Genomic DNA, 23,004 nt, shown 5'->3' with positions numbered 1-23,004 from the left:
CGACTGCTGGTGACGGCTCTCGCGGGGCGATGAGCGCCGCGGTCCGCTGCGCCCGGCGACCCTGGTGATCCACTGTGGACCGTGCGGCGGGTCGCGCACGACGACCGGCAGCACGGCGAACTCGTTCGTAGGCGCCGAAGGCGCGCCCGGCTAGGGCCCGAGCGGCAGGCCGAGCCCGACCTTCACCCGGTCCATCGCCACGCTCGTCGTGAAGTGCCGGACGTTCGGGTTGTCGAAGAACATCCGCCGGGTGAACGCCTCGAAGCCCGCCATGTCCGGGCAGGTCACGACGAGCACGAAGTCCGCGTTGCCGGTGACGTAGTAGCACTGCTGGACGCAGTCGTCGGCGAGGATCTGGCGGCGGAACGCGTCGAGGACCGCCAGGTTCTCCCGCTCCATCTCGACCATGACCACGAACGTCATGCTCAGCCCGAGCGCCGCCGGCGACAGCACCGCGACCTCGCGCTCGATGACGCCCGCCTCCCGCAACCGCTTGATCCGCCGTTGCACCGCCGCGGCGGAGAGCCCGACCTTCGCCCCGATCGTCTCGGCGATGGTGCGGGCGTCCTCCTGGAGGCAGGAGAGGATGGCGATGTCCAGCTGGTCGAGGTCGGGAGTCTGCACTCCAGCAGGCTAGCCGGGACCACCGACGATTTGCCCGGCGTTTCCGCCGCGCTCACTCTTGCGTGATCCCGCTCACTACTCCGTCCACCGGGAAAGTGAAACAACTTTTTCCGTGACCTGGAACACAACTCACCGGTCTACCAGGGGGTAGCCCATACAAGTGGAAGACCAGCCGGTTCCCTCGCCGACCCGCCGGCGTGGGGAGGCTCTCCCGTGCCCGCACCTGCCGCCGTGCTGACCGGCCTCGGCTCGTGGTTGCCGACGAAAGTCCTGGACAACCACGAGATCGCCGCCCGGCTCGACACCACGGACGAGTGGATCCGGACCCGTACCGGCATCCGCGAACGCCGCGTCGCGGGGCCCGACGAGTCCACTGTGGACCTCGCAGTCGGAGCGGGCCGCGAAGCCCTCGCGGGTGCCTCCGCCGACGTCGTCGTCCTCGCCACGTCGACGCCCGACCAGCCCTGCCCGGCTAGCGCACCGCAGGTCGCGGCCCGCCTGGGGCTCGGCACGGCCGCGGCCTTCGACGTCAACGCCGTCTGCAGCGGGTTCGTCTACGCGCTGGCCACCGCGGCCGGCTTCCTCGCGGGCGGCCTCGCCGAGCGTGTGCTCGTGATCGGTGCCGACACCTTCACCACGCTCATCGACCCCGAAGACCGCACGACCGTCCCGATCTTCGGCGACGGCGCGGGCGCCGTCCTCCTGCGGGCGGGCGAACCCGACGAGCCGGGTGCGTTCGGGCCGTTCGACCTGCACAGCGAGGGCGACCTGGCCGACCTGCTGTGGGTCGAGGCCGGTGGCGCGCGGCGGCGGCTGTCCGACCAGCCGAGCGACCGGTTCCTCGCGATGCAGGGCACCGCCGTCTTCCGGCACGCCTGCGCGCGGATGGCCGAGTCGTCGCGGACCGTGCTGGAGCGCGCGGGCTGGATGGTCGGTGACGTCGACCGCTTCGTCGGCCACCAGGCGAACATCCGGATCCTCCAGGCGACGGCGAAGCAGCTCGGCATGCCGGCCGACGCCGTCGTCGCGAACATCGACCGCGTCGGCAACACCAGCGCGGCGTCCATCCCGCTCGCCCTGGCCGACGCCCGGGCCGACGGCACCCTCGCGCCCGGCCACCGCGTGCTGCTCAGCGCGTTCGGCGCGGGCCTGACCTGGGGTTCGACGGTGCTGCGCTGGCCGGATCTGGGTCAGCTGTCCTGAGGTTCCGGGCCGGCCGTCCAGGTCGGCGTCGCCTCCTGGCGCCCGCGCAGCTCCAGCTCGCCGTGCTTCTCCCAGTACGCCGCTTCGCTCGGCAGCGCCACCGAGACGACGGCGTCGCTGGCGAGGATCCGTGAGGGCACCGCCTTGGCCAGCTCGGTCAGCCGCGCGGCCTCGTTGACCGCGTCGCCGATCACGGTGTACTCGAGCCGGCTGCTGGCGCCGAGCTGGCCGGCGAACACCGGTCCGCTCGAGACGCCGATGCCGAGGTCGAGCTCGCCGTCCGCGCACACCTCGTCCCGGATCGCGCGGGCCGCGGCGAGCGCGGCCGTCGGCGCGTCCGAGAGCCGGGTCGGGGCGCCGAAGATGCACAGCGCGGCGTCGCCCTGGAACTTGTTGACCAGGCCCCCGCGCGCGTTCACCGCGGAGACGACGGCGGCGAACAGCCGGTTCAGCTTCCCGACCAGCTCCTCCGGCGGGGTGCGGTAGGCCAGCGCGGTCGAGTCGACGACATCGACGAACAACGCCGTGACCTCGCGGACGTCGCCGGACAGGGACGCGCCGTACTCCAGCGCGTGCCGGGCGACGTCGGCGCCGACGTGCCTGCCGAAGAGGTCCCGCATCCGCGCCTGCTCGCGCAGGCCGGCCGCGAGCTGGTTGACCGACGTCTGGAGCAGGCCGATCTTGCTGGAGTCGTCGACGTCGACCGTGACGTCGTTGTCGCCGCGCGCGATCCGGTCGAGGGCCACGCGCAGCCGGTGCAGCGGCGCCGCGACGGCCCTGGCCAGCAGGGCGGTGCCGATCGCGCCGACGCCGAGGCCGATCACCGAGAGCATGATCAGGCTCGCCGTGTGGTTGCCCGACCCGAGGTCCGGCGGGGTGGCGATGAGCAGGACGCCGACGAACGGCACGCCGCTGGCCAGCGCCCAGGTGACGACGAGCCGGGTCAGCACGGTGACCGGCAGCGACCCGCGCGGCGGCAGGACGTCCAGCGCGATCGTCATCACCGGCCGCGCCACCCACTCGGCGGCGAGGTAGGTGAGCCCGACGGTGGTGAGGCCGCCGAGCCCGATCACGGTGGCCATGCCGACGGCGTCCTCGCCGGACCCGAGCACGCCGGCCAGCACGCTGAGGACGACGGTGCCGATGAGCCAGAGCGTCCCGCTGACCACGGCCATGTCGACCGGCAGCCGCAGCGCGCGCCGGGCTTCGCTCTCCGACGGCGGACGGCCGAGCACGAACCAGATGGCCGTGCGGCGCTGCAGCCACGCCGTCCACAGCGTCCCGGCGAGCAGCGAGACGGCGACGATCCCGGCGGCGGTCAGGCCGAGCACCCACCCGCGGTCGCCGACGTCGCCGGGCAGGCCCTGGAACAGCAGGAGCAGCGCGACGACCCCGGACCCGGCGACGCTGGAGCCGATGCCCAGCCCGGCGAAACCCAGGCTGGTGCGCAACACCACCCGGAAGTTGCCGATCTTGCGCACGGCGTCGATCGTACGGCCGGAAACGCCCGCGTCAGACCGCCGTGCCCCGGATCGTGGTGCCCGAACCGGTCACTGGCGCGCGGCGAAGTCGTGCGCGTAGGTCTTGGCGTCCACGAGGTGCTTGAGGGTCAGCTCGCGGGCGGCGGCCGGGTCGGACCGGCGGATGGCGTCGAGGATGGCGCGGTGGTCGTCGACGGCCTTGCGGATCTGGCCGGGCAGCCGCAGCGCCGCCCGCCGCTCCTCGCCGACCAGGGCGAGCACGGACCGCAGCAGCCCGGCGACGTCGTCGTTGCCCGCGTTCTGCGCGATGACCCGGTGGAACTCGGCGTCGGCGGCGATGACGTGCAGCATGTCCCCGTCCTCGGCGGCCTTGGCCATCTCGGCGACGTTGTCCTCGAGCCGGCTCACGGTCTTCGCGCTCGCCTGCCGCGCGAGCCGCTCGGCGAGGGTCGGCTCGACGGTCGCGCGCAGGTCGAAGAGCTTCTCGACGAGCTGGTCGTGTTCGGTGAACCAGGTGCGCAGGGGCTGTTCCTGCTGCTCGCGGACGTAGGTCCCGGAGCCGGCCCGGATCCGGACGTAGCCGATCGAGTCGAGCACGCGCAGCGCCTGCCGCAGCGACCCGCGGCTGATGCCGAGGTCTTCGCACAGCACGCGTTCGGCGGGCAGCCGCGAACCCGGCGGCAGCTTCCCGGAGTCGATCAGGGCCCGCAGCCGATCGACGGTCGCGCTCCAGACCTGCTCGGTGTCCACGCTTCCATCCTCTCAGCTCCGGAAACCGTCGCCGGTGACTGTCTCGCCTGCCACATCTGCGGCCCTCCGCATCGCGGCCCCACGCCCGGATGCTTAGGCTCCGCACGTGAGTGCTTCATGACGTGGTGGCACGCGGTGATCGTCGTCGTCGCCGGGATCTGGGCGGGGACCATCAACGCCGTCGTCGGGTCGGGGACGCTCGTCACCTTCCCCGTGCTCGTCGCGCTCGGCTTTCCGCCCGTGACCGCGACGACCTCCAACGCCATCGGTCTCGCGCCCGGGACCCTCAGCGGTGCCTGGGGTTATCGGCACGAGCTCACCGGATACTGGCCGCAGCTCGCGAAGTTCGCCGTCGCGTCGTTCCTCGGCGCCATCGGGGGCACCATCCTGCTGCTGTCGTTGCCGAAGGACGCCTTCGAAGCCGTCGTCCCGGTGCTCGTGGGCATGGCCGTGATCCTCGTGATCGTGCAGCCGAGGGTGTCGAAGTGGGTCGCGAAGCGCCGCGAAGAGAACGGCGAAGAGCACAAAGCCGGCCCGCTGCTGATGTTCTTCATCTTCCTCATCGGCATCTACGGCGGCTACTTCACCGCCGCGCAGGGCGTGATGCTGATGGCGGTCATGGGCATGCTGCTGTCCGAACCGCTGCAGAAGCTCAACGGCGTCAAGAACGTCCTCGCCGCCGTCGTCAACGTCGTCGCCGGGGTGATCTACGCGTTCGTCGCGCCGATCAGCTGGCCCGTCGTGCTCTGGCTGGCCGTCGGGTCGACCGCCGGCGGCTTCCTCGGCGCGAAGATCGGCCGGAAGCTGCCGCCGGCGGTGCTGCGCGGCGTGATCGTGGTGATCGGTGTTGCTGCCGTCGTCCAGCTGGTCGTCAAGCAGTTCGCGAAGTGAACTCCCGCGCCGCGGCCAGGAAGAGGTCGTTCTCGTCGCGGGTCCCGATCGTCACGCGGACGCCGTCGCCGGCGAACGGGCGCACCACCAGCTTGCGGTCCAGCGCGTGCTCGGCGAACGGCACGGCCTGATCCCCCAAGGGCAGCCAGACGAAGTTCGCCTGCGTCTCGGGCACCCGGTAGCCGGCCTCGAGCAGCGCGTCGCGCACCCGCCCGCGTTCGGCGACGATCTCCTTGCACCGCTCGAGCAGCTCGTCGGCCGCGTCGAGCGACGCCAGCGCGGCGACCTGGGCCAGCATGTTCACCGAGAAGGCGACGTACACCTGGCGAAGCGCGTCCGCGATCGGCTCCGGCGCGACGGCGTAACCGACCCGCAGCCCCGCGAGCCCGTACGCCTTCGAGAACGTGCGCAGCACCATGACGTTCGAGCGGGTCCGCGTGTACTCGACGCCGTCCGGCACCTCGGCGTCGGTGACGAACTCCTTGTACGCCTCGTCCAGCACCACCAGCACGTGCTCCGGGACCGCGTCGAGGAACCGCTCCAGCTCCGCGCGCCGCACCGCCGTGCCGGTCGGGTTGTTGGGGTTGCAGACGAAGACGACGCGCGTGCGGTCGGTGATCGCCGCGAGCATCGCGTCGAGGTCGAGTTCCTGGCCCTCGGTGATCGGGACCAGGACCGGCTTCGCGTGCGCCACCTGCGTCACGATCGGGTAGGCCTCGAACGACCGCCAGCCGAAGAGCACCTCGTCGCCCGGGGCGCACGCCGCCTGGATCGTCTGCTGGCACAGCGACACCGAGCCGCAGCCGATCGCGACGCGCTCCACCGGGACGTCCAGCTCGCGCGCCAGCCGCTCGCGCAGCGCCTGCGAGCCGGTGTCCGGGTAACGGTTGATGCCCGCCGCGGCCTCGGCGATCGCCCGCGCGACGCTCGGCAGGGCGCCACCCGGCACCTCGTTGCTCGCCAGCTTGATGGCGCCTTCGATCGTCCGGCCGGGGATGTATTTCGGCAACGATTCGAGATCGGCGCGGGGGGACACGGACGGCATCTTCGGCGCTCCTGGCACTTGAACGGGACGACCCGGTCACCGTATCTTTTCCGGCCGCCGCCCCGCGACTCCCTTCAGGCGGTAGGTGACCGGGAGACCTGCGAGACTGGGTTCCTTCCGTTCACCTCGAAGTGATTGAGTGACGTATGACGTCGACCAGCACCGTGGACTACCAGCGCACCGACGGCCGTGCCCTGCGCCTGACCTTTTCGGAGCCCGAAGGGTCGCTACGCGGCGGTTTGGTGGTCCTGCACGAGGCGGACGGGGTCACCGACGGCGTCAAGCTCCTGCTCGCCAGCCTCGCGCTCGAGGGCTGGCTGACCGTCACCCCGCACCTCGAAAACGCCGAGCTGACGCAGCAGGACCTGCTCGACGCGACGGACATCACACTCGCCTGGCTGGTCGACCGCGGCGTCCAGGCCGACCTGCTCGGCGTCATGGGCTTCGACCTTGGCGGCACCGCGGCCCTCGTCGTCGCGTCGCACCGCCGGCTCGGCGCCGCCGTCAGCGTCGGCGGGCAGCAGACCGCCGAACTGCCCGCGCTGGTCGAGATCGCCGGGAAGCTCACCAGCCCGTGGCTCGGCATGTACGGCGACGCCGGCGACGAGGCGGGCGGCGCCGAGGTCGAGCGGCTGCGCGACGCCGCCGCGTCGGCGAAGGTCGCCACCAACGTCGTCCACTACCCGGGCGCGAACCACCGCTTCGACGCCGACCCCGGCGCGGCCGCCGAGGCGTGGCAGCGCACCCTGAACTGGTTCGACGCCCACCTGCGCTGAGCGGGATTACGCTCGTGCCGTGACGCACACCGCCGACGCCCCCGAAGTGCTCTGGCGCCCTGAGCCGAGCCACGTTGCCGACACCAAGATCGAAGCCTTCCGCCAGTGGCTGCGTGCCGAGCGCGGCGTCGAGGTGGACGACTACCGCTCGCTCTGGGAGTTCTCCGTGGAGCGCGTCCCGGAGTTCTGGACGGCGGTCGCGGACTTCCTCGGCGTCCGCTGGCACGACCAGCCCGGCGAGGTGCTCTCCGGCGAGATGCCGGACGCTGTCTGGTTCGAAGGCGCCACGCTGAACTACGCGGAGCACGCGCTCACTCCCGGCGTCGCGGGCGCCACGAAAGGCGACGACGAGACCGCGGTGATCTTCCACCGCGAAGACGGCTTCGCCGACCACCTCACGTACGGCGAGCTTCGCGCGCAGGTCGCCGCGGCCCGGGCGGCCTTCCTGGAACTCGGCGTCGGCAAGGGCGACCGCGTCGTCGCGCTGGCCCCGAACTGCCCCCAGACGCTGGTCGCGTTCCTCGCCGCGGCGAGCATCGGGGCGATCTGGTCGTCGTGCTCGCCGGACTTCGGCGTCCGCGCGGTCGCGGACCGCTTCGTGCAGGTCGAGCCGAAGGTGCTGTTCGCCGTCAACGCGTACGCGTACAACGGCCGCCAGTTCGACGTCCGGACGACGATCGCCGACCTGCAGGCGAAGCTGCCGTCGCTCGCCGCGACCGTGCTCGTCCAGTACGTCGGCGAAGGGCGCATGGACGGCGCGCTCGACTGGGCCGAGCTGCTCGCGAAGCACGAGGGCGCGACCCTGCTGTTCGAGCCGGTCGAGTTCGCGCACCCGCTGTGGGTGCTCTATTCCTCCGGCACCACCGGCCTGCCGAAGGGCATCGTGCACGGCCACGGCGGCATCACGCTGGAGCACCTCAAGGCCCTCGCGCTGCAGACCGACCTCGGGCCGGGCGACCGGTTCTTCTGGTTCAGCACCACCGGCTGGATGATGTGGAACTTCCTCATCTCCGGCCTGCTCGTCGGCACCACGATCGTGCTCTACGACGGCAGCCCCGGGTACCCGGACCTCAACGCGCTCTGGCATCTGGCCGAGCAGCACCGCGTCACGTACTTCGGGACGTCGGCGCCGTTCATCCAGAACTGCCTCAAGAAGGGCATCAAGCCGGCCGAGCGGTACGACCTGACCGCGTTGCGCGCGCTGGGTTCGACCGGGGCGCCGCTGAGCGTCGAGGGCTTCCGGTGGATCGTGAACGAGGTCGGGTCGCGGGTCCAGATCTGCTCGGTCTCCGGCGGCACCGACCTGTGCGCGGCGTTCGTCGCGTCCGCACCCGACGTGCCGGTGTGGCTGGGGGAGCTGTCCTGCCCGGCGCTCGGCGCCGCCGTCAACGCGTTCGACGAGGCGGGCAACGCCGTCGTCGAGGAGGTCGGCGAACTGGTGATCACGAAGCCGATGCCGTCGATGCCGGTGTTCTTCTGGAACGACGCGGACGGCTCGCGCCTGCGTGAGGCCTACTTCGAGATGTACCCGGGTCTGTGGCGGCACGGCGACTGGATCCGCATCACGAACCGCGGCTCGGCGGTGATCTACGGCCGCAGCGATTCGACGCTCAACCGCGGCGGCGTCCGGATGGGCACGGCGGAGTTCTACCGGATCGTCGAGGGCTACGACGAGATCGCGGACTCCCTGGTCGTGGACACCTCGGCGGCCGGGAACGAGGACGGGCAGCTGATCTGTTTCGTCGTGCTCGCGGCGGGCACCCGGTTGGCGGAGATCGAGCCGACGCTGCGGAAGGAACTCCGTAGCGCGCTGTCACCGAGGCATGTACCCGATCGGTTCGTGGTGGTTCAGGAGATTCCTCGTACCTTGAACGGTAAGAAGTGTGAGGTACCGGTGAAGAAGATCCTGGCCGGTGTGGCTCCTGACCGGGCCGTCAGCCGCGACGCGCTGGCGAACCCGGCGGCACTGACGCCGTTCGTGGAGCTCGCCGGGGGGTAGATGGGGGAAGCATGATCGTCCACAACGGGTTGCACAGGTGGTGACGGGGACACGCGCGCAGACCACCTGGCGGGTGGCGGGGGCCACCACGGTGGGGTTGATCACGTGGGTGACCCGGCTGGCGGGACTGATGACGCTCGTGGCGGTCCTGGTGCCGGCCGGGCGGCGGAACCTGCGTGGGCACATGTCGGAGTGGCTGGAGCTGCCGCAGGAGGCGACCGTCGCGGCCGCGACCGTCGCGCTGGTCACGGGCGTGCTGCTCCTGCTGCTGGCCGCGGGCCTGCGGCGCCGCAAGCGCCGGGCCTGGCAGCTGGCGATCGGCGCGACGGTGCTGCTCACGGTGTCGCACATCGGGCTCCGGCACGTGTTCGGCGCCGGGATGGTGTCCGTCGTGCTGCTGGTCGGCCTGATCGCGAGCCGGCGCTACTTCGTCGCGAAGCCGGACCCGGTGGTCGGCCGCTGGCGCGCGGTGCGCGTCTTCCTGCAGCTGGCGCTGGCCGGGCTGGTGATCAACGTCATCCTGCTGTCCGTGGCGTCCCGCGCGGTGCTGGAGCCGATGAGCTTCCCGGACCGGCTGGCCGAGTCCGCGCTCGCGCTGGTCGGCGTCAGCGGGGCCGCGGTGTTCCACCAGATGTGGCTGGAGGACATGACCGCGGCCGTCGGCCTGCTGTTCGGCCTCGCCGCGGTGCTCGTGTCGGCGTACTTCCTGCTGCGCTCGGCCGAGCCGGCGCCCCGGCTGTCCGACGACGAGGTCACCCGCCTGCGCAAGCTCCTCGACGAGCACGGCGAGCGTGACTCGCTGGGCTACTTCGCGCTGCGGCGGGACAAGTTCGCGGTGTTCTCCCGGACGGGCAAGGCCGCGGTGACCTATCGCGTGATCGCCGGGGTCGCGCTGTGCTCGGCCGACCCGCTCGGCGACCACGAGGCGTGGCCGGGCGCGATCGAGGAGTACCTGGAGGTCTGCCGCCGCAACGGCTGGGTCCCGGCGGCGATGGGCGTCTCGGAGCTCGGCGCGACGGTCTGGGCCCGGTTCGGCCTGGAGGTACTGGAGATCGGCGACGAAGCGGTGGTCGACGTCGACGGGTTCACCTTGGACGGACGCGTGATGCGCGGCGTTCGCCAGGCCGTGGCGCGCACGAAGCGCGCGGGCTACAAGGTGCTGGTGCGGCGGGCGGAGGACCTGCGTCCCGGTGAGCTGGCCGAGCTGGAGGTCCTGGCGGCGAACTGGCGCGGCACGGAAACCGAGCGCGGGTTCTCGATGGCGCTGGGTCGCATGGGCGACGCGGGTTCGGTACTGGTGACGGCCGAGCAGGGCGGCCGGGTGCGCGGCGTGCTCCAGTTCGTGCCGTGGGGCTCGACGGGCCTTTCCCTGGACGTCATGCGCCGCGACCGGACCGCCGACAACGGCGTCAACGAGCTGATGATTTCGGAGCTCCTGCTGGCCGCGCGCCGCCACGGCGTTTCGCAGGTGTCCCTGAACTTCGCGGCGTTCCGCGCGTTGATGGAACAGGGCCAGCGCATCGGCGCGGGCCCGGTCGCCAAGACGGCGGCGAAGGTCCTGCACTTCTTCTCGCGCTGGATCCAGATCGAGACGCTGTACAAGTTCAACGCGAAGTTCCAGCCGCGCTGGGTGCCCCGGTACTTGGTGTACCCGGGAGTGCGCGAGCTACCCCGCGTCGGCATCGCGACGTTCGAGGCGGAAGGCCTCGGCGGACGCTCCCCGCGCCTGCTCAGGCTGCTGCGCAGGGCGTGAGGGGGGTGCCGTTCGGGGGTGCTCGGGAGGTGTGTAACCTATCTGAGCAGTGGTCGTTGGGCCCAGGAGGCTTCGCCTAGTCTGGTCTATGGCGCCGCACTGCTAATGCGGTTGGGGGTAACCCCCCCTCCCGGGTTCAAATCCCGGAGCCTCCGCTGGCGCCCGGTTCGCCGGGTGCTAGGTTACAACTGAACACGCGCCCGTAGCTCAGCTGGATAGAGCATCTGACTACGGATCAGAAGGTCAGGGGTTCGAATCCCTTCGGGCGCACGTCTGGTTGAGACAGCAAAGAAGCCCCCTCTCGCGAGGGGGCTTCTTTCTTTTTCCCGTCACCGCCCGAAACCGGCAGCGTCCGCTCGTCCGCGGCTTCGGCTGCAGTGCGTAACTGGACTGGACCACTGAACACGCCAACGTCTCAGCTGGTCACCCACCGTCGCGCACTCTCCGTACTCGTGCTTCCCTAATTGGTCTGGACCACGTACTGTCTTCGCAAACGGCGCAAACCGCCCTGGTCCCCGCCTGGTGGTGCCGCCGTCCCCGTACCTGGCTCAAGGGAGAGCGATGTCCAGAAAGAGATGGCACCTGCTCGGTCTGTTCACCGCGGTCGGCGCGCTCGCGGTCGGTCTCGTGACCGTGCCCGCCAGCGCCGCCGGCGGCGTCGGCGCCAGTTTCACCAAGGGTTCCGACTGGGGCACCGGCTACGAAGGCAAGTACACGATCAGCAACGGCTCCGGCTCGACGCTGGCCGCCTGGACGGTCGAGTTCGACCTCCCGTCCGGCGCGAAGATCGCGTCCCTGTGGGACGGCAGCTACACCGCGGCCGGCCAGCACGTCACCGTCAAGAACAGCTGGAACGGCAACGTCGGCAACGGCTCGACCGCCAGCTTCGGCTTCAACGTCAGCTACTCCGGCACCTACGCCGCGCCGTCGAACTGCAAGCTGAACGGCGGCTCCTGCGACGCCGGCGGCGGGACGCCGACCACCACGCCGACGACCCCGACGCAGCCGACCACCACCCCCACCACCCCGACCACGCCCCCGACGACCACCCCGCCTCCGCCGGGTGGCCTGAAGAACGTCGGCTACTTCGTGCAGTGGGGCGTCTACGGGCGCAACTACCACGTCAAGAACATCGAGACGTCGGGCTCGGCGAGCAAGCTGACGCACATCAACTACGCGTTCGGCAACGTGACGAACGGCCAGTGCACGGCGAACGACGACCCGTACGCCGACTACCAGAAGACCTACGACGCCGCGGGCAGCGTCGACGGCGTCGCCGACACCTGGGACCAGCCGGTGGCCGGCAACTTCAACCAGCTGCGCAAGCTGAAGAAGCTGCACCCGGGCCTCAAGGTGATCTGGTCGTTCGGCGGCTGGACCTACTCCGGCGGCTTCGGCCAGGCGTCGCAGAACGCCGCCGCGTTCGCGCAGTCCTGCTACAACCTGCTGAAGGACCCGCGCTGGGCCGACATCTGGGACGGCATCGACATCGACTGGGAGTACCCCAACGCGTGCGGGCTCTCCTGTGACACCAGCGGTGCCGCGGCCTACAAGAACCTGATGGGCGCGCTGCGCTCGAAGTTCGGCTCGTCGTTCCTGATCACCTCGGCGATCACGGCCGACGGCAGCAACGGCGGCAAGCTCGACGTCGCCGACTACGGCGGCGCCGCGCAGTACGTCGACTGGTACAACGTGATGTCCTACGACTACTTCGGCGCCTGGGCGGCGCAGGGCCCGACGGCTCCGCACTCTCCGCTGACGTCGTACTCCGGCATTCCGACCGCCGGCTTCTACTCCGACGCCGCGATCCAGAAGCTGAAGAGCAAGGGCGTTCCGTCAAGCAAGCTGTTGCTGGGCATCGGGTTCTACGGCCGCGGCTGGACCGGCGTCACGCAGTCCACCCCGGGTGGCACCGCGACCGGTCCGGCGCCCGGCACCTACGAGCAGGGCATCGAGGACTACAAGGTCCTGAAGAACACCTGCCCGTCGACCGGCACGGTCGCCGGCACCGCGTACGCGAAGTGCGGCAGCAACTGGTGGAGCTACGACACCCCGGCGACCATCGGCGGGAAGATGTCCTACGCCAAGCAGCAGGGTCTCGGCGGCGCCTTCTTCTGGGAGCTGACCGGCGACACCACGGGCGGCGAGCTCATCACCGCGATGAAGAACGGCCTGTCGTGACGCGCCGGTGGTTGCCCGCACTCGGCCTGGCGGCCGCGGCCGCCACGATCGGCGCGATGTTCGTGATCGCCCCGGCGAGCGCGGCGGGAGGCGTGTCCGCGACCTTCACCAAGGGCTCCGACTGGGGCACCGGGTACGAGGGCAAGTACACGATCGCCAACGGCTCCGGTTCGACGCTCCCTTCGTGGACCGTCGAATTCGACCTCCCGAGCGGCGCGAAGATCTCTTCCCTGTGGGACGGCAGCTACACGGCGTCCGGCCAGCACGTCACGGTGAAGAACACGTGGAACGGCAACCTCGGCAACGGCTCGACCGCCAGCTTCGGCTTCAACGTGGCGTACTCGGGTTCGTACGTCGCGCCGTCGAACTGCAAGCTGAACGGGGGTTCGTGCACCGCCGGGGGCACACCCCCCACGACGACACCGCCGACCACGACGCCCCCACCCACGACCACCCCGCCGCCCCCGGCGGGCGGCACCGGCGCGCCGTACCTGTACCTGGGCTGGGGCAGCCCGCCGAACCCGCAGACGGTGATGAACGCGACCGGCGTCAAGTGGTTCACCATGGCGTTCATCAACGCCTCCGGTGGCTGCAACCCGGCGTGGGACAGCAGCCGTCCGCTTTCCGGCAGCGCGGACGCCACCGCGATCGCGCAGATCAAGGCGGCGGGCGGCCAGGTCGTCCCGTCGTTCGGCGGCTGGAGCGGGAACAAGCTGGGCCCGAACTGCTCGACGCCGACCGCGTTGGCCGGTGCCTACCAGCAGGTGATCAATGCGTACGGGCTGAAGGCGATCGACATCGACATCGAGAACTCCGACGAGTTCGAGAACGAGGCCGTGCAGGACCGGATCCTGGGCGCGCTGAAGATCGTCAAGCAGAACAACCCGGGCGTGCGGACGATCCTGACGTTCGGCACGTCGACGACCGGCCCGAACTACTACGGCAACCGGCTCATCGACCAGTCGAAGGCACTGGGCGCCGGCGTGGACGTGTACACGATCATGCCGTTCGACTTCGGCGGCGGTTCGAACATGTACCAGAGCACGGTGAACGCGGCGAACGGCTTGCGCGACAAGCTGAAGTCGACGTTCGGCTGGAGCGACGCCACGGCGTACAGCCACCTGGGCATCTCGGGCATGAACGGGCTGTCCGACCAGCAGGAGCTGACGGATCTTTCGACGTGGACCCAGATCACGAACTGGGCCAAGTCGAACAAGCTCGGCCGCCTGGCGTTCTGGTCGGTCAACCGCGACCGCGGCTGCCCCGGCGGCGGCGTGCAGTCGGCGTGCAGCGGGATCGCGCAGAACGACTGGGACTTCACGAAGGTGACGGCGGGCTTCTGACGTCGTCGTGAACGAGGCCTCCTTGCCGGCTCCCCGGGCCGGCAAGGAGGCCTTTTCAGTGCCCCACGAAGAAGTGCCAGCCGACCCACCACCAGGCCAGCACGAACGCGATCCGCGCGCTCCGCCGGCGCATCACCACCGCCAGGACGCTCGTCAGCTTCGGGATCCGCTTCGGCCACACGTGGCTCGCCACCCCGAAGCCGATCGCCGTCAGGACGATCAGGACGAAGCCCAGTTCCGTGATGACGCGGGTGCTCATGACCGCCTCGCCGTGGCCGCCGCGCGCAGCATGGCCAGGCCGGCCGCCAGCCAGCCCGTGATCGCCAGTGCCTGGACGATGCGGCTCGTCAGCAGTGGGTCGACCAGGTCGCTCATCGTCGGGTGGGTCAGGGACAGGCCGCCCGCCGCCTGCTCGTAGACGAACGACAGCAGCTCCCAGCCGCACCACGAGAGCGCCACCGCCGACCACAGCCACGCGCGGGGCGGCACCGGGCGGTCCGCCGGCAGCGACGGGTCGCGCCACTCCGCGAACAGCGCGACCAGGCCGATCGCCGAGATCGCAACCGCCACCGGGACGCTGTCGCGACCGAACGCCAGCACCAGCAGCCCGGCCGCGACCACTGCGAAGCCGGGCACCCGGAACGGCTCCCCGAGGTCCGCGATCTCCTCGCGCGGCCGTTCGGTGATCAGGAGGACCAGCGTGACGGCGAGGAAGATCAGCGCGTCCGCGGGCGCGCCGCGGATCCAGTGCGCGATCGCCGCGAGGGTGAGCGCGATGACCGGCAGGTCGACGGTGAGCGAGCGACTGGGAAGGCCGAGAGCCATGGCAAGCTCCTTCGCGACAGGTCCTTGTCATTGCTAACAAAGAACGTCGCATCCGGCCAGCGGATTCCGCCGTCAGAGCGTCTTGACGGCGTCCCCGATCGCCTCGTCCAGGATCGACAGGCCCAGCGACAGCTCCTCTTCGGTCGCGGTCAGCGGCGGCGCGATCCGGAACACACCGCCCATTCCGGGCAGCTGCACGATGTTCATGTGCAGCCCGAGCTCGAGGCAGCGCCGCGTCACGCGCGCGCTCAGCTCGTCGGAGCTGCGCTTGGTCTCGCGGTCGACGACCAGTTCCAGCCCGGCCAGCAGCCCGCGGCCGCGGATGTCGCCGACGACGTCGTGGCGGTGGGCGATCCGCTCGAGCCCGTGGCGCAGCAACGAACCGAGCTGGAGCGCGCGTTCGTCGAGGCGGTCACGCTGCAGCACGTCCAGGACGGTGTTCCCGACGGCCGCGGGCAGCGGGTCCGCGACGTGCGTGGTGAAGAACAGGAACCCGCGCTCGTGCGCTTCCTGCTCGATCTCGGCGCTGGTCAGCACCGCCGCGAGGGGCAGGCCGGCGCCGAGCGTCTTCGACAGCGTCAGGATGTCCGGGACGACGCCGTCGCGCTCGAACGCGTACCAGCTCCCGGTGCGGCAGAGCCCGGTCTGGGCTTCGTCGAGGATCAGCAGCATGCCGCGTTCACGGCATTTCTCCCGCAGCGCGGCGAAGTAGCCGGGTGGCGGCTCGATGATGCCACCGGAGCTGAGGATCGGCTCGACGATGCACGCGGCCAGGCTGCCGACCGACTGCGCGTCGATCAGGTCGAAGCCGAAGTCGAGCTGGCGCCGCCAGTCGAGCTCGCCGTCGGCGTCGGTGAAGTCCGGCCGGTACGCGTTGGGCGCCGGGATGGCGAAGTTGCCGGGCGCGGCGGGCCCGTACCCCTTGCGGCCGGCGCTGTAGGTCGCGCTCGCCGCGGCGTGCGTCATGCCGTGCCACGACCGGGCGAACGAGACGATCTCGTGCTTGCCCGTGACGAGCTTGGCCATCCGGATGGCGGCTTCGTTGGACTCCGCGCCGGTGGTCAGGAGGAGCGCCTTCTCGAGCGGCGCCGGGAGCGTATCGGCGAGGCGGCGCGCCAGGTCGACGACCGGGCGGCTCAGCATGCCGCTGAACAGGTGGTCGAGCTTCGCGACCTGCCGCTGGACGGTGTCGACGATCTCGGGGTGCGAGTGCCCGAGGATCGCGCTCATCTGGCCGGAGGTGAAGTCGAGGATGCGGCGGCCGTCTTCGGTGAAGACGAAGCTGCCTTCGGCGTGGTCGATGATTTCGCGGGTGAACGCGCCGCCGTAGCGCACGAGGTGCTTGTCGGCGTCAGTCCAGAACGCTTCCGCGGTGGTTTCGGAGGTCGGAGCAGCCATGCTTCGACGGTAAGGTGCCGCCGAGCAACACGTCCATCTCACAATTCCGACTTTCTTGTTCGGATCATCCGCACAAGAATGGGGTGATGCTGAACCCGTGGCGCCTGCGGCTGTTGAGCCGGCTCGACACGCTGGGGACGGTCCGCGCGGTGGCGCAGGACGCGAACCTGAGCGCGTCGAGCGTGTCGCAGCAGCTGGCCGTGCTCGAGGCGGAAACCCGCACCCAGCTGCTGGAACGCACCGGCCGCCGGGTGCGGTTGACGCCGGCGGGACTGATGCTGGCCCGGCGCGCGCGGGCGATCCTCGACCACATGGACACGGTCGAGGCGGAGCTGCGCAGCCTCGGCGAGGAACCGGTCGGCCAGGTCCGGCTGGGCGCGTTCCAGAGCGCGATCCACACGATGGCGGTCCCGGCGGTGACCGCGCTCGCGGGCGCGTACCCGCACCTGGAGGTCGAGCTCCTGGAGCTGGAGCCGCACGAGAGCATCCCGGCCCTGCGCGGCGGCGACGCAGACGTGATCATCACGACGACCGACTTCGTCGCACTACCCCTGGGCGCGGACCTCGACATCGTCCCGCTGGCGGCGGACCCGATCGTGCTGGTCTCGTCTTCGGAGGGCCCGCGCGGCCCGGCGGACTTGTCGGCGTACGCGGACGAACCGTGGGCACTGGACATGCCGCAGTCGTACATGGCGAACCTGACGCTGCGCCTGTGCCGCGAGTCGGGCTTCGAGCCGCGGGTGGTGTGCCGGTTCAGCAATTATTTGATGACGTTGCAGCACGTCGAGGCGGGATTGTCGATCGCGCTGCTCCCGGGGCTCGCGGTGGACCGCCGGTATCGGGTGACGACGCGCGAGCTGGCGACGCCGGTGACCCGCACGATCGCGGCGGTGGTGCGCCGGGGAACGCCGCTCCGGGCGGGGGTGAACGTGGTCCTCGAAGCCCTGCGGCAGCAGCCGGACCTGCCTGCGCTGGCCGGATGGGCGGAAGGCAGCGCAGACTGAGCGCGTGCGGGTGGCGATCACGGTCGACGGGATCGTGCAGGGCGTCGGGTTCCGGCCCTTCGTCCACCAGCTCGCGCTTCGACTCGGCTTGGCCGGGTTCGTCGGTAACGACGTCCATGGCGTCTTCGTCGAGGCCGAAGGCCCTATGGCCCAGATCGAAGCCTTCGCCAAGGCGATCGAAGCCCACGCGCCGCCGCTGGCGGTGGTTGAGCGGGTTGAGATGCGGGAAATTCGGTCGGTCGGGGATCGGGGGTTCCGGATCGTTGCCAGCTCGAACACCGGGGCCGCCGACACGCTGATCTCCGCCGACTCCGCCACCTGTGACGACTGCCTGCGGGAGCTGCGCGACCCCGCCGACCGGCGGTTCCGGTACCCCTTCGTCAACTGCACCAATTGCGGTCCGCGGTTCACCATCGTTGTCGGGGTTCCCTACGACCGGCCGCTCACCACCATGGCCGGGTTCGCGATGTGCGGCGAATGCAAGCAGGAGTACGAAGATCCGGCCGACCGGCGGTTTCACGCCCAGCCCGTCTGCTGTCCCGCCTGTGGGCCCACCCTCGAGTTCCGGCCCGGCGGCGGGGACGCGATCGGGGCGACCGTCGAAGCCCTGCGCGAGGGGAAAGTCGTCGCGATCAAAGGGCTTGGGGGATACCACCTCGCCGTCGGTGCGCGGCATGAAGACGCCGCCCGGAGGCTGCGGGCGCGGAAGCACCGCGAGGACAAGCCCTTCGCCGTCATGGTCGCCGATCTGGGGCAGGCCCGGGAGCTGGCCGACGTCGATGCGGAGGCCGCGCGTGTCCTGGCAGGACGGCAGCGGCCCATCGTGCTGCTCCCGAAACGGGCCGAACTCGCCGAAGCCGTCGCGCCCGGGAATCGGCGGATCGGGCTCATGCTGCCCTACACCCCGCTGCACCACCTGCTCCTGGCGCAGACCGGGCCCATCGTCCTGACCAGCGCCAACGTCTCCGACGAACCCATCGTCTACCGCGACGAAGACCTCGGCCGGCTCCAGGACATCGCCGACGCCTTCCTCACCCACGACCGGCCGATCCACACGCGGACCGATGACTCCGTCGTGCGGATCGTCCGCGGGACGGCACAGCTGCAACGGCGTTCACGTGGCTACGCGCCCGAGCCCGTGCGGCTCGAAACGAAGAAACACCTCCTCGGCTGCGGCGCCGAACTCAAGAACACCTTCTGCCTTGCGAAGGGGCGCCACGCCTTCGTCTCGCACCACATCGGCGACCTCGAGAACTACGAAACGCTCAAGTCCTTCACCGAGGGCATCGAGCACTTCAAACGCCTCTTCGCCGTCGACCCCGTGCTGATCGCGCACGACCTGCACCCCGAGTACCTGTCCACGAAATACGCCCTGGAGCAGGACGTCGAGCTGCTGGGCGTCCAGCACCACCACGCCCACATCGCCGCCTGTCTCGCCGACAACGGTGAAGATGGGCCCGTCCTCGGCGTCGCCTTCGACGGCACCGGCTACGGGCCCGACGGGACCATCTGGGGCGGCGAGTTCCTCCTCGCCGACCTGACGGGCTACCGGCGGCTGAGTCACCTGCGCGCCGTCGCCATGCCCGGTGGCGTGATGGCCATCCGGCAGCCGTGGCGGATGGCGGAGTCCTATGTGGACGAACTGGGGCGGCCCGCGCGGGCGGACGTCGTCCAGCTCAAGCGCAGCGGGCTCAACTCGCCGTTGACGTCGAGTGCCGGACGGCTCTTCGACGCCGCCGCCGCGCTGCTCGGTGTGCGGGACACCATCACCTACGAGGGGCAGGCCGCCATCGAGCTGGAGCAGCTGGCCGATCCCGCGGAGAAATCGGCCTACTCGGCACGCATCGACGAGGAAGTCCACGGTGAAGACCTCATCGCCGCCCTCCTGGACGACCGCAGCACCAAGCCGAAGAGAGCCGCGCGGTTCCACAACGGCGTCGCCGACGCCATTGCCAGGACTTGCGACCGGTTCCGCGACCACAGCGACACGGTCGCGCTGTCCGGGGGCGTGTTCCAGAACGTCCTGCTGCTCGACCGGACCGTCGAACAGCTGGAACACCAGGGTTTTCGCGTGCTGACCCACCGGCGGGTGCCCACCAACGACGGCGGGATCAGCTTCGGCCAGGTCGCCGTAGCCAGTCGTACCACTCGGCCAGCCCGTCCCCGCGGGTCGCGCTGATCGGCAGGATCGTCGCCGACGGGTTCACCCGCCGCGTGTCCCGCTCGAACTCGGCGACGTCGAAGTCGACGTACGGCAGCAGGTCGATCTTGTTCAGCAGCACCAGGTCCGTCGCGGCGAACATGTGCGGGTACTTCAGCGGCTTCCCCGGCCCTTCGGTCACCGAGAGGATCACGACCTTCGCCGCCTCGCCGAGGTCGAACAGCGCCGGGCAGACCAGGTTGCCGACGTTCTCGACGAAGAGCGTCGAACCCGGAGCCGGGGAAAGCGAGTGCAGCGCCCGGTGCAGCATCGACGCGTCGAGGTGGCAGCCGGCGCCGGTGTTGATCTGGACGACCGGCGCGCCGGTGGCCTTGATGCGCTCCGCGTCGAGGAGCGTCTCCTGGTCGCCCTCGATCACCGCGCACGGCATGCCCAGTACCCGGATCGTCCGCTCCAGCAACGTCGTCTTCCCGGCGCCGGGCGAGCTCATCAGGTTGATCGCGAAGACGTCCGACGCACGCAGGTGCTCCCGGTTGTGCGACGCGAGTTCGTCGTTCTTCGCCAGGATGTCCTGCTCCATGACCACCGTGTGGGTGTGGTCGGTGATCCGGACGTCCGAATCCGAGCAGCCGCAGGTGTCACACATGGCTCACGACCTCCACCGACGCGATCCGCAGTTCCCGCCCTGCCAGCACCGACGCGTTGGCGCTGCCACAGGGACACAACACGATGAAGTCGTCGAGGCCGAACTCCTCGCCGCAGTCGTTGCAGCGCGCCCGGCCCGGCGGCTCGGCGATCTCGAGCCGCGCGCCTTCCAGGGACGTGCCCGCGCACAGCACGTCGAAGCAGAACCGGACGCTGTCCGGCACCACGCCGGACAGTCGGCCGATCTCCAGCCGGACGCGCGAAACCGCCGCCTCGCCGAGGCGGGCGACGATCGCGTCGACGACCGACTGCGTGACCGCCATTTCGTGCATTCAGCAGATCCTCGGCAGCGGGTCCCCGACCAGCAGGTCCACGATCCGGGTGCCGCCGAACGCCGTGTTCAGCAGCACGATCCCCGGCGGGTCGTCGGCGACGCGCCCGATCATCGCGGCGTCCGCGCCGAGCGGGTGGGCGCGCAACGCGGCCAGCGCGTCGGAAGCCTGCGCGCCGTCGACGACGACCACGATCCGGCCTTCGCACGCGACGTACAGCGGGTCGATGCCCAGCAGTTCCGACGCGCCGCGCACCTCCTCGCGCACCGGGACGGCCTTCTCGTCGACGATCACGGCGACCTCCGCGGCCTTCGCGATCTCGTTGAGGATCGTCGCGACGCCGCCGCGGGTCGCGTCGCGCATCGCGCGCACGCCGGGGACCGCGGCCAGCAGCCCGGCCACCAGGTCGTGCACCGGCGCGGTGTCGGACGCCAGGTCGGCGTCGATGTCCAGCTCGCCGCGGGCCAGCATGATCGTGACGCCGTGGTCCCCGATCGGCCCGGAGACGAGGACGGCGTCTCCGGGCTTCACGGTGGCGACGCCGAGCCCGGTACGCGTGAGCACCCCGACCCCGGCGGTGTTGATGTAGACCCCGTCGGCCTTGCCGCGCTGCACGACCTTCGTGTCGCCGGTGACGATCTGGACGCCCGCTTGGAGAGCCGCCGTCTTCATCGAGTCGACGATCTTCAGCAGGTCCTCGACCGGGAAGCCCTCTTCGAGGATGAACCCCGCGGTCAGGTAGAGCGGCCGCGCGCCGGACACCGCGAGGTCGTTCACCGTGCCGTTGACCGCCAGGTCGCCGATGTTGCCGCCGGGGAAGAACAGCGGCGAGACGACGTAGGAGTCCGTGGTCAGGGCGAGCCGGGCGTCGCCGATGGTCAACGACGCCGAGTCCTCCAGCGGCTCCAGCAGCGGGTTGCGGAACGCGTCGAGGAACACGGCCTCGATGAGTGTGTGCGTCGACTTGCCGCCCGCGCCGTGGGACAGCGTGATGCGCTCTTCACGCACCTTCGCGCGCCGGCGCCGGGCCCGCTCGATGCGGTCGAGGACCTGCTGCTCCCGTTCGGTGGTGGTCATGCGCGGCTCGCCTCCCGGACGCGCTGCCGGCTGAACCGGCCGAAGTTGTAGTACGCCGCGCAGGCGCCTTCGGGCGAGACCATGCACGTCCCGATCGGCGTCTCCGGCGTGCACGCGGTGCCGAACACCTTGCACTCCCACGGCTTCAGCACGCCCTTGAGCACCTCGCCACACTGGCACGCCTTCGGGTCGGCGACACGCAGGCCGGGGATCTCGAAGATGCGCTCGGCGTCGAACTTCGCGTACTTCGCACGGATCGCCATCGCCGAGTGCGTGATGAACCCGAGGCCGCGCCACTCGAAGTACGGCCGCAGCTCCATCACCTCGTTGATGGCCTTCAACGCGACGACGTTGCCGTTCCACGGCACGACCCGGGAGTACTGGTTCTCGACCTCCGATCGCCCGGAGGACAGCTGGACCATCAACATGTAGATCGACTGCAGGATGTCCAGCGGCTCGAACCCGGCGACGACGACGGGCTTGCCGTAGTCGCGCGCGATGAACTCGTAGGGCCGGCAGCCGATCACCGTGGACACGTGCCCGGGACCGATGAAGCCGTCGAGCCGCAGGTCGGGGGAGTCGAGGATGGCCTTGATCGCCGGGATGATCGTGACGTGGTTGCCGAACACCGAGAAGTTCTCGATGCCCTCGGCAGCCGCGCGCAGCAGCGTCATCGCGGTGGACGGCGTCGTCGTCTCGAACCCGATGGCCATGAACACGACCCGCAGGTCCGGGTGCTGCCGCGCGATCTTCAGCGAGTCGAGCGGCGAGTAGACCATCCGGATGTTCGTGCCCTCGGCGTTGGAGTCGAAGAAGTTCCCGCCGGAGCCGGGCACGCGCATCATGTCGCCGAACGACGTCATGAGCACGCCGGGTTGCCGGGCGATGTGGATGGCGTCGTCGATGCGGCCCATCGGGATCACGCACACCGGGCAGCCCGGCCCGTGCACCAGCGTGATGCTCTCGGGCAGGTAGTCCTCGAGGCCGTGCTTGTAGATGGTGTGCGTGTGCCCGCCGCAGACCTCCATGAACTTGTAGTGGCGGCCCGGCTCGCACAGCGACGTGATCTTCGCGGACAGCGCCCGCGCCTTCTCCGCGTCGCGGAACTCGTCGACGAAGCGCATGACGACTCCTATTCGATCCGGGATTCGAGCAACGCGGCCATTTCGTCCTCGTACGCCTTGCCGATGCTCTCGAGGAAGTCGAGGGCGGCCGCGGCCTCGTCTTCGTCTATTTTGGACAGTGCGAAGCCGACGTGGATGAGGATCCACTCACCCGGCACCGGCGGGTCGTCGGACAGCAGGCCGATGTTGATGGTGCGCTTGACACCGCTCACGGACACCTTCGCGAGGTCCGGTCGCTCCTCGCTGATTTCGATGATCTCGCCCGGGATCCCGAGGCACACGGCCGTTACATCCGGCTCATCTCGAGGTACCGCCGGACGTCGGGCTCGACGCGCTTGGCGAGCCAGGTCACCCCGCCGAGCAGCAGGGCCAGGAACAGCAGACGCTTCATC

Annotated in this window: 22 protein-coding genes and 2 tRNA genes; 11 read left to right on the top strand and 13 right to left on the bottom strand. The window is 70.3% G+C overall.

Annotated elements, in window-relative coordinates:
• Window positions 1–150 precede the first annotated feature (150 nt).
• A complete protein-coding gene (locus tag OG738_RS10125; RefSeq protein ID WP_329053104.1) occupies window positions 151–624 on the bottom strand; it encodes an Lrp/AsnC family transcriptional regulator in 474 nt (157 codons plus the stop codon).
• Between the two features lie 213 nt (window positions 625–837).
• Between OG738_RS10125 and OG738_RS10120 the strand changes: the two genes are divergently transcribed.
• The gene (locus OG738_RS10120; protein ID WP_329053102.1) at window positions 838–1,827 is read left to right on the top strand and encodes a beta-ketoacyl-ACP synthase III; all 990 of its coding nucleotides are present in this window, start codon (window positions 838–840) and stop codon (window positions 1,825–1,827) included.
• Here the strand turns inward: OG738_RS10120 and OG738_RS10115 are convergent.
• On the bottom strand, window positions 1,815–3,308 hold the full coding sequence (locus tag OG738_RS10115; protein WP_329053101.1) for an adenylate/guanylate cyclase domain-containing protein: 1,494 nt from the start codon (window positions 3,306–3,308) through the stop codon (window positions 1,815–1,817). The genes OG738_RS10120 and OG738_RS10115 overlap by 13 nt on opposite strands.
• 69 nt (window positions 3,309–3,377) lie before the next feature.
• Entirely contained in the window at window positions 3,378–4,058 is a 681-nt protein-coding gene (locus OG738_RS10110; RefSeq protein ID WP_329053100.1) for a FadR/GntR family transcriptional regulator, read from the bottom strand.
• 117 nt (window positions 4,059–4,175) lie between these two features.
• On the opposite strand from OG738_RS10110, the gene OG738_RS10105 reads away from it, so the two are divergent.
• A complete protein-coding gene (locus OG738_RS10105) occupies window positions 4,176–4,949 on the top strand; it encodes a sulfite exporter TauE/SafE family protein (protein WP_329053098.1) in 774 nt (257 codons plus the stop codon).
• Here the strand turns inward: OG738_RS10105 and hisC are convergent.
• Entirely contained in the window at window positions 4,930–5,994 is a 1,065-nt protein-coding gene (gene hisC, locus OG738_RS10100) for a histidinol-phosphate transaminase (protein WP_329053097.1), read from the bottom strand. The genes OG738_RS10105 and hisC overlap by 20 nt on opposite strands.
• A gap of 146 nt (window positions 5,995–6,140) precedes the next feature.
• Between hisC and OG738_RS10095 the strand changes: the two genes are divergently transcribed.
• The 7 genes from OG738_RS10095 (at window position 6,141) to OG738_RS10065 (ending at window position 14,046) form a co-directional block, all read left to right on the top strand.
• Window positions 6,141–6,770, top strand: a complete 630-nt coding sequence (locus OG738_RS10095) for a dienelactone hydrolase family protein (protein ID WP_329053095.1) — start codon at window positions 6,141–6,143, stop codon at window positions 6,768–6,770.
• A gap of 19 nt (window positions 6,771–6,789) precedes the next feature.
• The gene (locus OG738_RS10090; RefSeq protein WP_329053093.1) at window positions 6,790–8,769 is read left to right on the top strand and encodes an acetoacetate--CoA ligase; all 1,980 of its coding nucleotides are present in this window, start codon (window positions 6,790–6,792) and stop codon (window positions 8,767–8,769) included.
• 37 nt (window positions 8,770–8,806) lie between these two features.
• Window positions 8,807–10,522 carry a phosphatidylglycerol lysyltransferase domain-containing protein gene (locus tag OG738_RS10085; RefSeq protein WP_329053091.1) on the top strand — a complete coding sequence of 572 codons (1,716 nt, stop codon included), beginning with the start codon at window positions 8,807–8,809 and terminating at the stop codon, window positions 10,520–10,522.
• Window positions 10,523–10,587: 65 nt separating this feature from the next.
• A tRNA-Ser gene (locus OG738_RS10080) sits at window positions 10,588–10,677 on the top strand.
• A 41-nt stretch (window positions 10,678–10,718) separates the two neighbouring features.
• Window positions 10,719–10,792, top strand: a tRNA-Arg gene (locus OG738_RS10075).
• A gap of 291 nt (window positions 10,793–11,083) precedes the next feature.
• A complete protein-coding gene (locus tag OG738_RS10070; protein WP_329053090.1) occupies window positions 11,084–12,703 on the top strand; it encodes a glycosyl hydrolase family 18 protein in 1,620 nt (539 codons plus the stop codon).
• Entirely contained in the window at window positions 12,700–14,046 is a 1,347-nt protein-coding gene (locus OG738_RS10065; protein WP_329053088.1) for a cellulose binding domain-containing protein, read from the top strand. Before OG738_RS10070 ends, OG738_RS10065 begins: the two co-directional genes overlap by 4 nt.
• Window positions 14,047–14,101: 55 nt before the next feature.
• Here OG738_RS10065 and OG738_RS10060 read toward each other — a convergent pair whose 3' ends face one another.
• From OG738_RS10060 to OG738_RS10050, 3 genes are all read right to left on the bottom strand, one after another.
• Entirely contained in the window at window positions 14,102–14,305 is a 204-nt protein-coding gene (locus OG738_RS10060) for a DUF6186 family protein (RefSeq protein ID WP_329053087.1), read from the bottom strand.
• Complete coding sequence (locus OG738_RS10055; RefSeq protein WP_329053086.1) at window positions 14,302–14,871, bottom strand: hypothetical protein; 570 nt, start codon at window positions 14,869–14,871, stop codon at window positions 14,302–14,304. Before OG738_RS10055 ends, OG738_RS10060 begins: the two co-directional genes overlap by 4 nt.
• Before the next feature lie 72 nt (window positions 14,872–14,943).
• Window positions 14,944–16,269 carry an aspartate aminotransferase family protein gene (locus OG738_RS10050; protein ID WP_329053085.1) on the bottom strand — a complete coding sequence of 442 codons (1,326 nt, stop codon included), beginning with the start codon at window positions 16,267–16,269 and terminating at the stop codon, window positions 14,944–14,946.
• An 86-nt stretch (window positions 16,270–16,355) separates the two neighbouring features.
• Here OG738_RS10050 and OG738_RS10045 point away from each other — a divergent pair, with 86 nt between their 5' ends.
• The gene (locus tag OG738_RS10045; RefSeq protein ID WP_329053083.1) at window positions 16,356–17,273 is read left to right on the top strand and encodes a LysR family transcriptional regulator; all 918 of its coding nucleotides are present in this window, start codon (window positions 16,356–16,358) and stop codon (window positions 17,271–17,273) included.
• Between the two features lie 4 nt (window positions 17,274–17,277).
• Entirely contained in the window at window positions 17,278–19,452 is a 2,175-nt protein-coding gene (gene hypF / locus OG738_RS10040; RefSeq protein WP_329053081.1) for a carbamoyltransferase HypF, read from the top strand.
• Here the strand turns inward: hypF and hypB are convergent.
• Genes hypB through OG738_RS44645 form a run of 6 tightly spaced genes read right to left on the bottom strand, consistent with a single transcriptional unit; the run spans window position 19,385 to window position 23,003 of the window.
• Window positions 19,385–20,080, bottom strand: a complete 696-nt coding sequence (gene hypB, locus OG738_RS10035; protein ID WP_329053079.1) for a hydrogenase nickel incorporation protein HypB — start codon at window positions 20,078–20,080, stop codon at window positions 19,385–19,387. The two genes, hypF and hypB, sit on opposite strands and share 68 nt — an antisense overlap.
• Complete coding sequence (locus tag OG738_RS10030) at window positions 20,073–20,411, bottom strand: hydrogenase maturation nickel metallochaperone HypA/HybF (protein WP_329053078.1); 339 nt, start codon at window positions 20,409–20,411, stop codon at window positions 20,073–20,075. The genes hypB and OG738_RS10030 overlap by 8 nt, the downstream gene beginning before the upstream one ends.
• The gene (gene hypE / locus OG738_RS10025) at window positions 20,412–21,488 is read right to left on the bottom strand and encodes a hydrogenase expression/formation protein HypE (RefSeq protein WP_329053076.1); all 1,077 of its coding nucleotides are present in this window, start codon (window positions 21,486–21,488) and stop codon (window positions 20,412–20,414) included. It abuts the gene before it with no gap.
• Window positions 21,485–22,612, bottom strand: a complete 1,128-nt coding sequence (gene hypD, locus OG738_RS10020; protein WP_329053075.1) for a hydrogenase formation protein HypD — start codon at window positions 22,610–22,612, stop codon at window positions 21,485–21,487. The genes hypE and hypD overlap by 4 nt, the downstream gene beginning before the upstream one ends.
• An 8-nt stretch (window positions 22,613–22,620) precedes the next feature.
• Window positions 22,621–22,893, bottom strand: coding sequence for a HypC/HybG/HupF family hydrogenase formation chaperone (locus OG738_RS10015; protein ID WP_329053073.1), 273 nt, complete (start codon window positions 22,891–22,893; stop codon window positions 22,621–22,623).
• A gap of 5 nt (window positions 22,894–22,898) precedes the next feature.
• Window positions 22,899–23,003, bottom strand: a complete 105-nt coding sequence (locus OG738_RS44645) for a DUF6893 family small protein (protein WP_442875881.1) — start codon at window positions 23,001–23,003, stop codon at window positions 22,899–22,901.
• Between the last annotated feature and the right edge of the window lies 1 nt (window position 23,004).

The sequence above is a fragment of the Amycolatopsis sp. NBC_01488 genome (genome assembly GCF_036227105.1).
Lineage (GTDB): Bacteria > Actinomycetota > Actinomycetes > Mycobacteriales > Pseudonocardiaceae > Amycolatopsis.
This window is presented reverse-complemented; position numbering and strand designations above follow the sequence as displayed.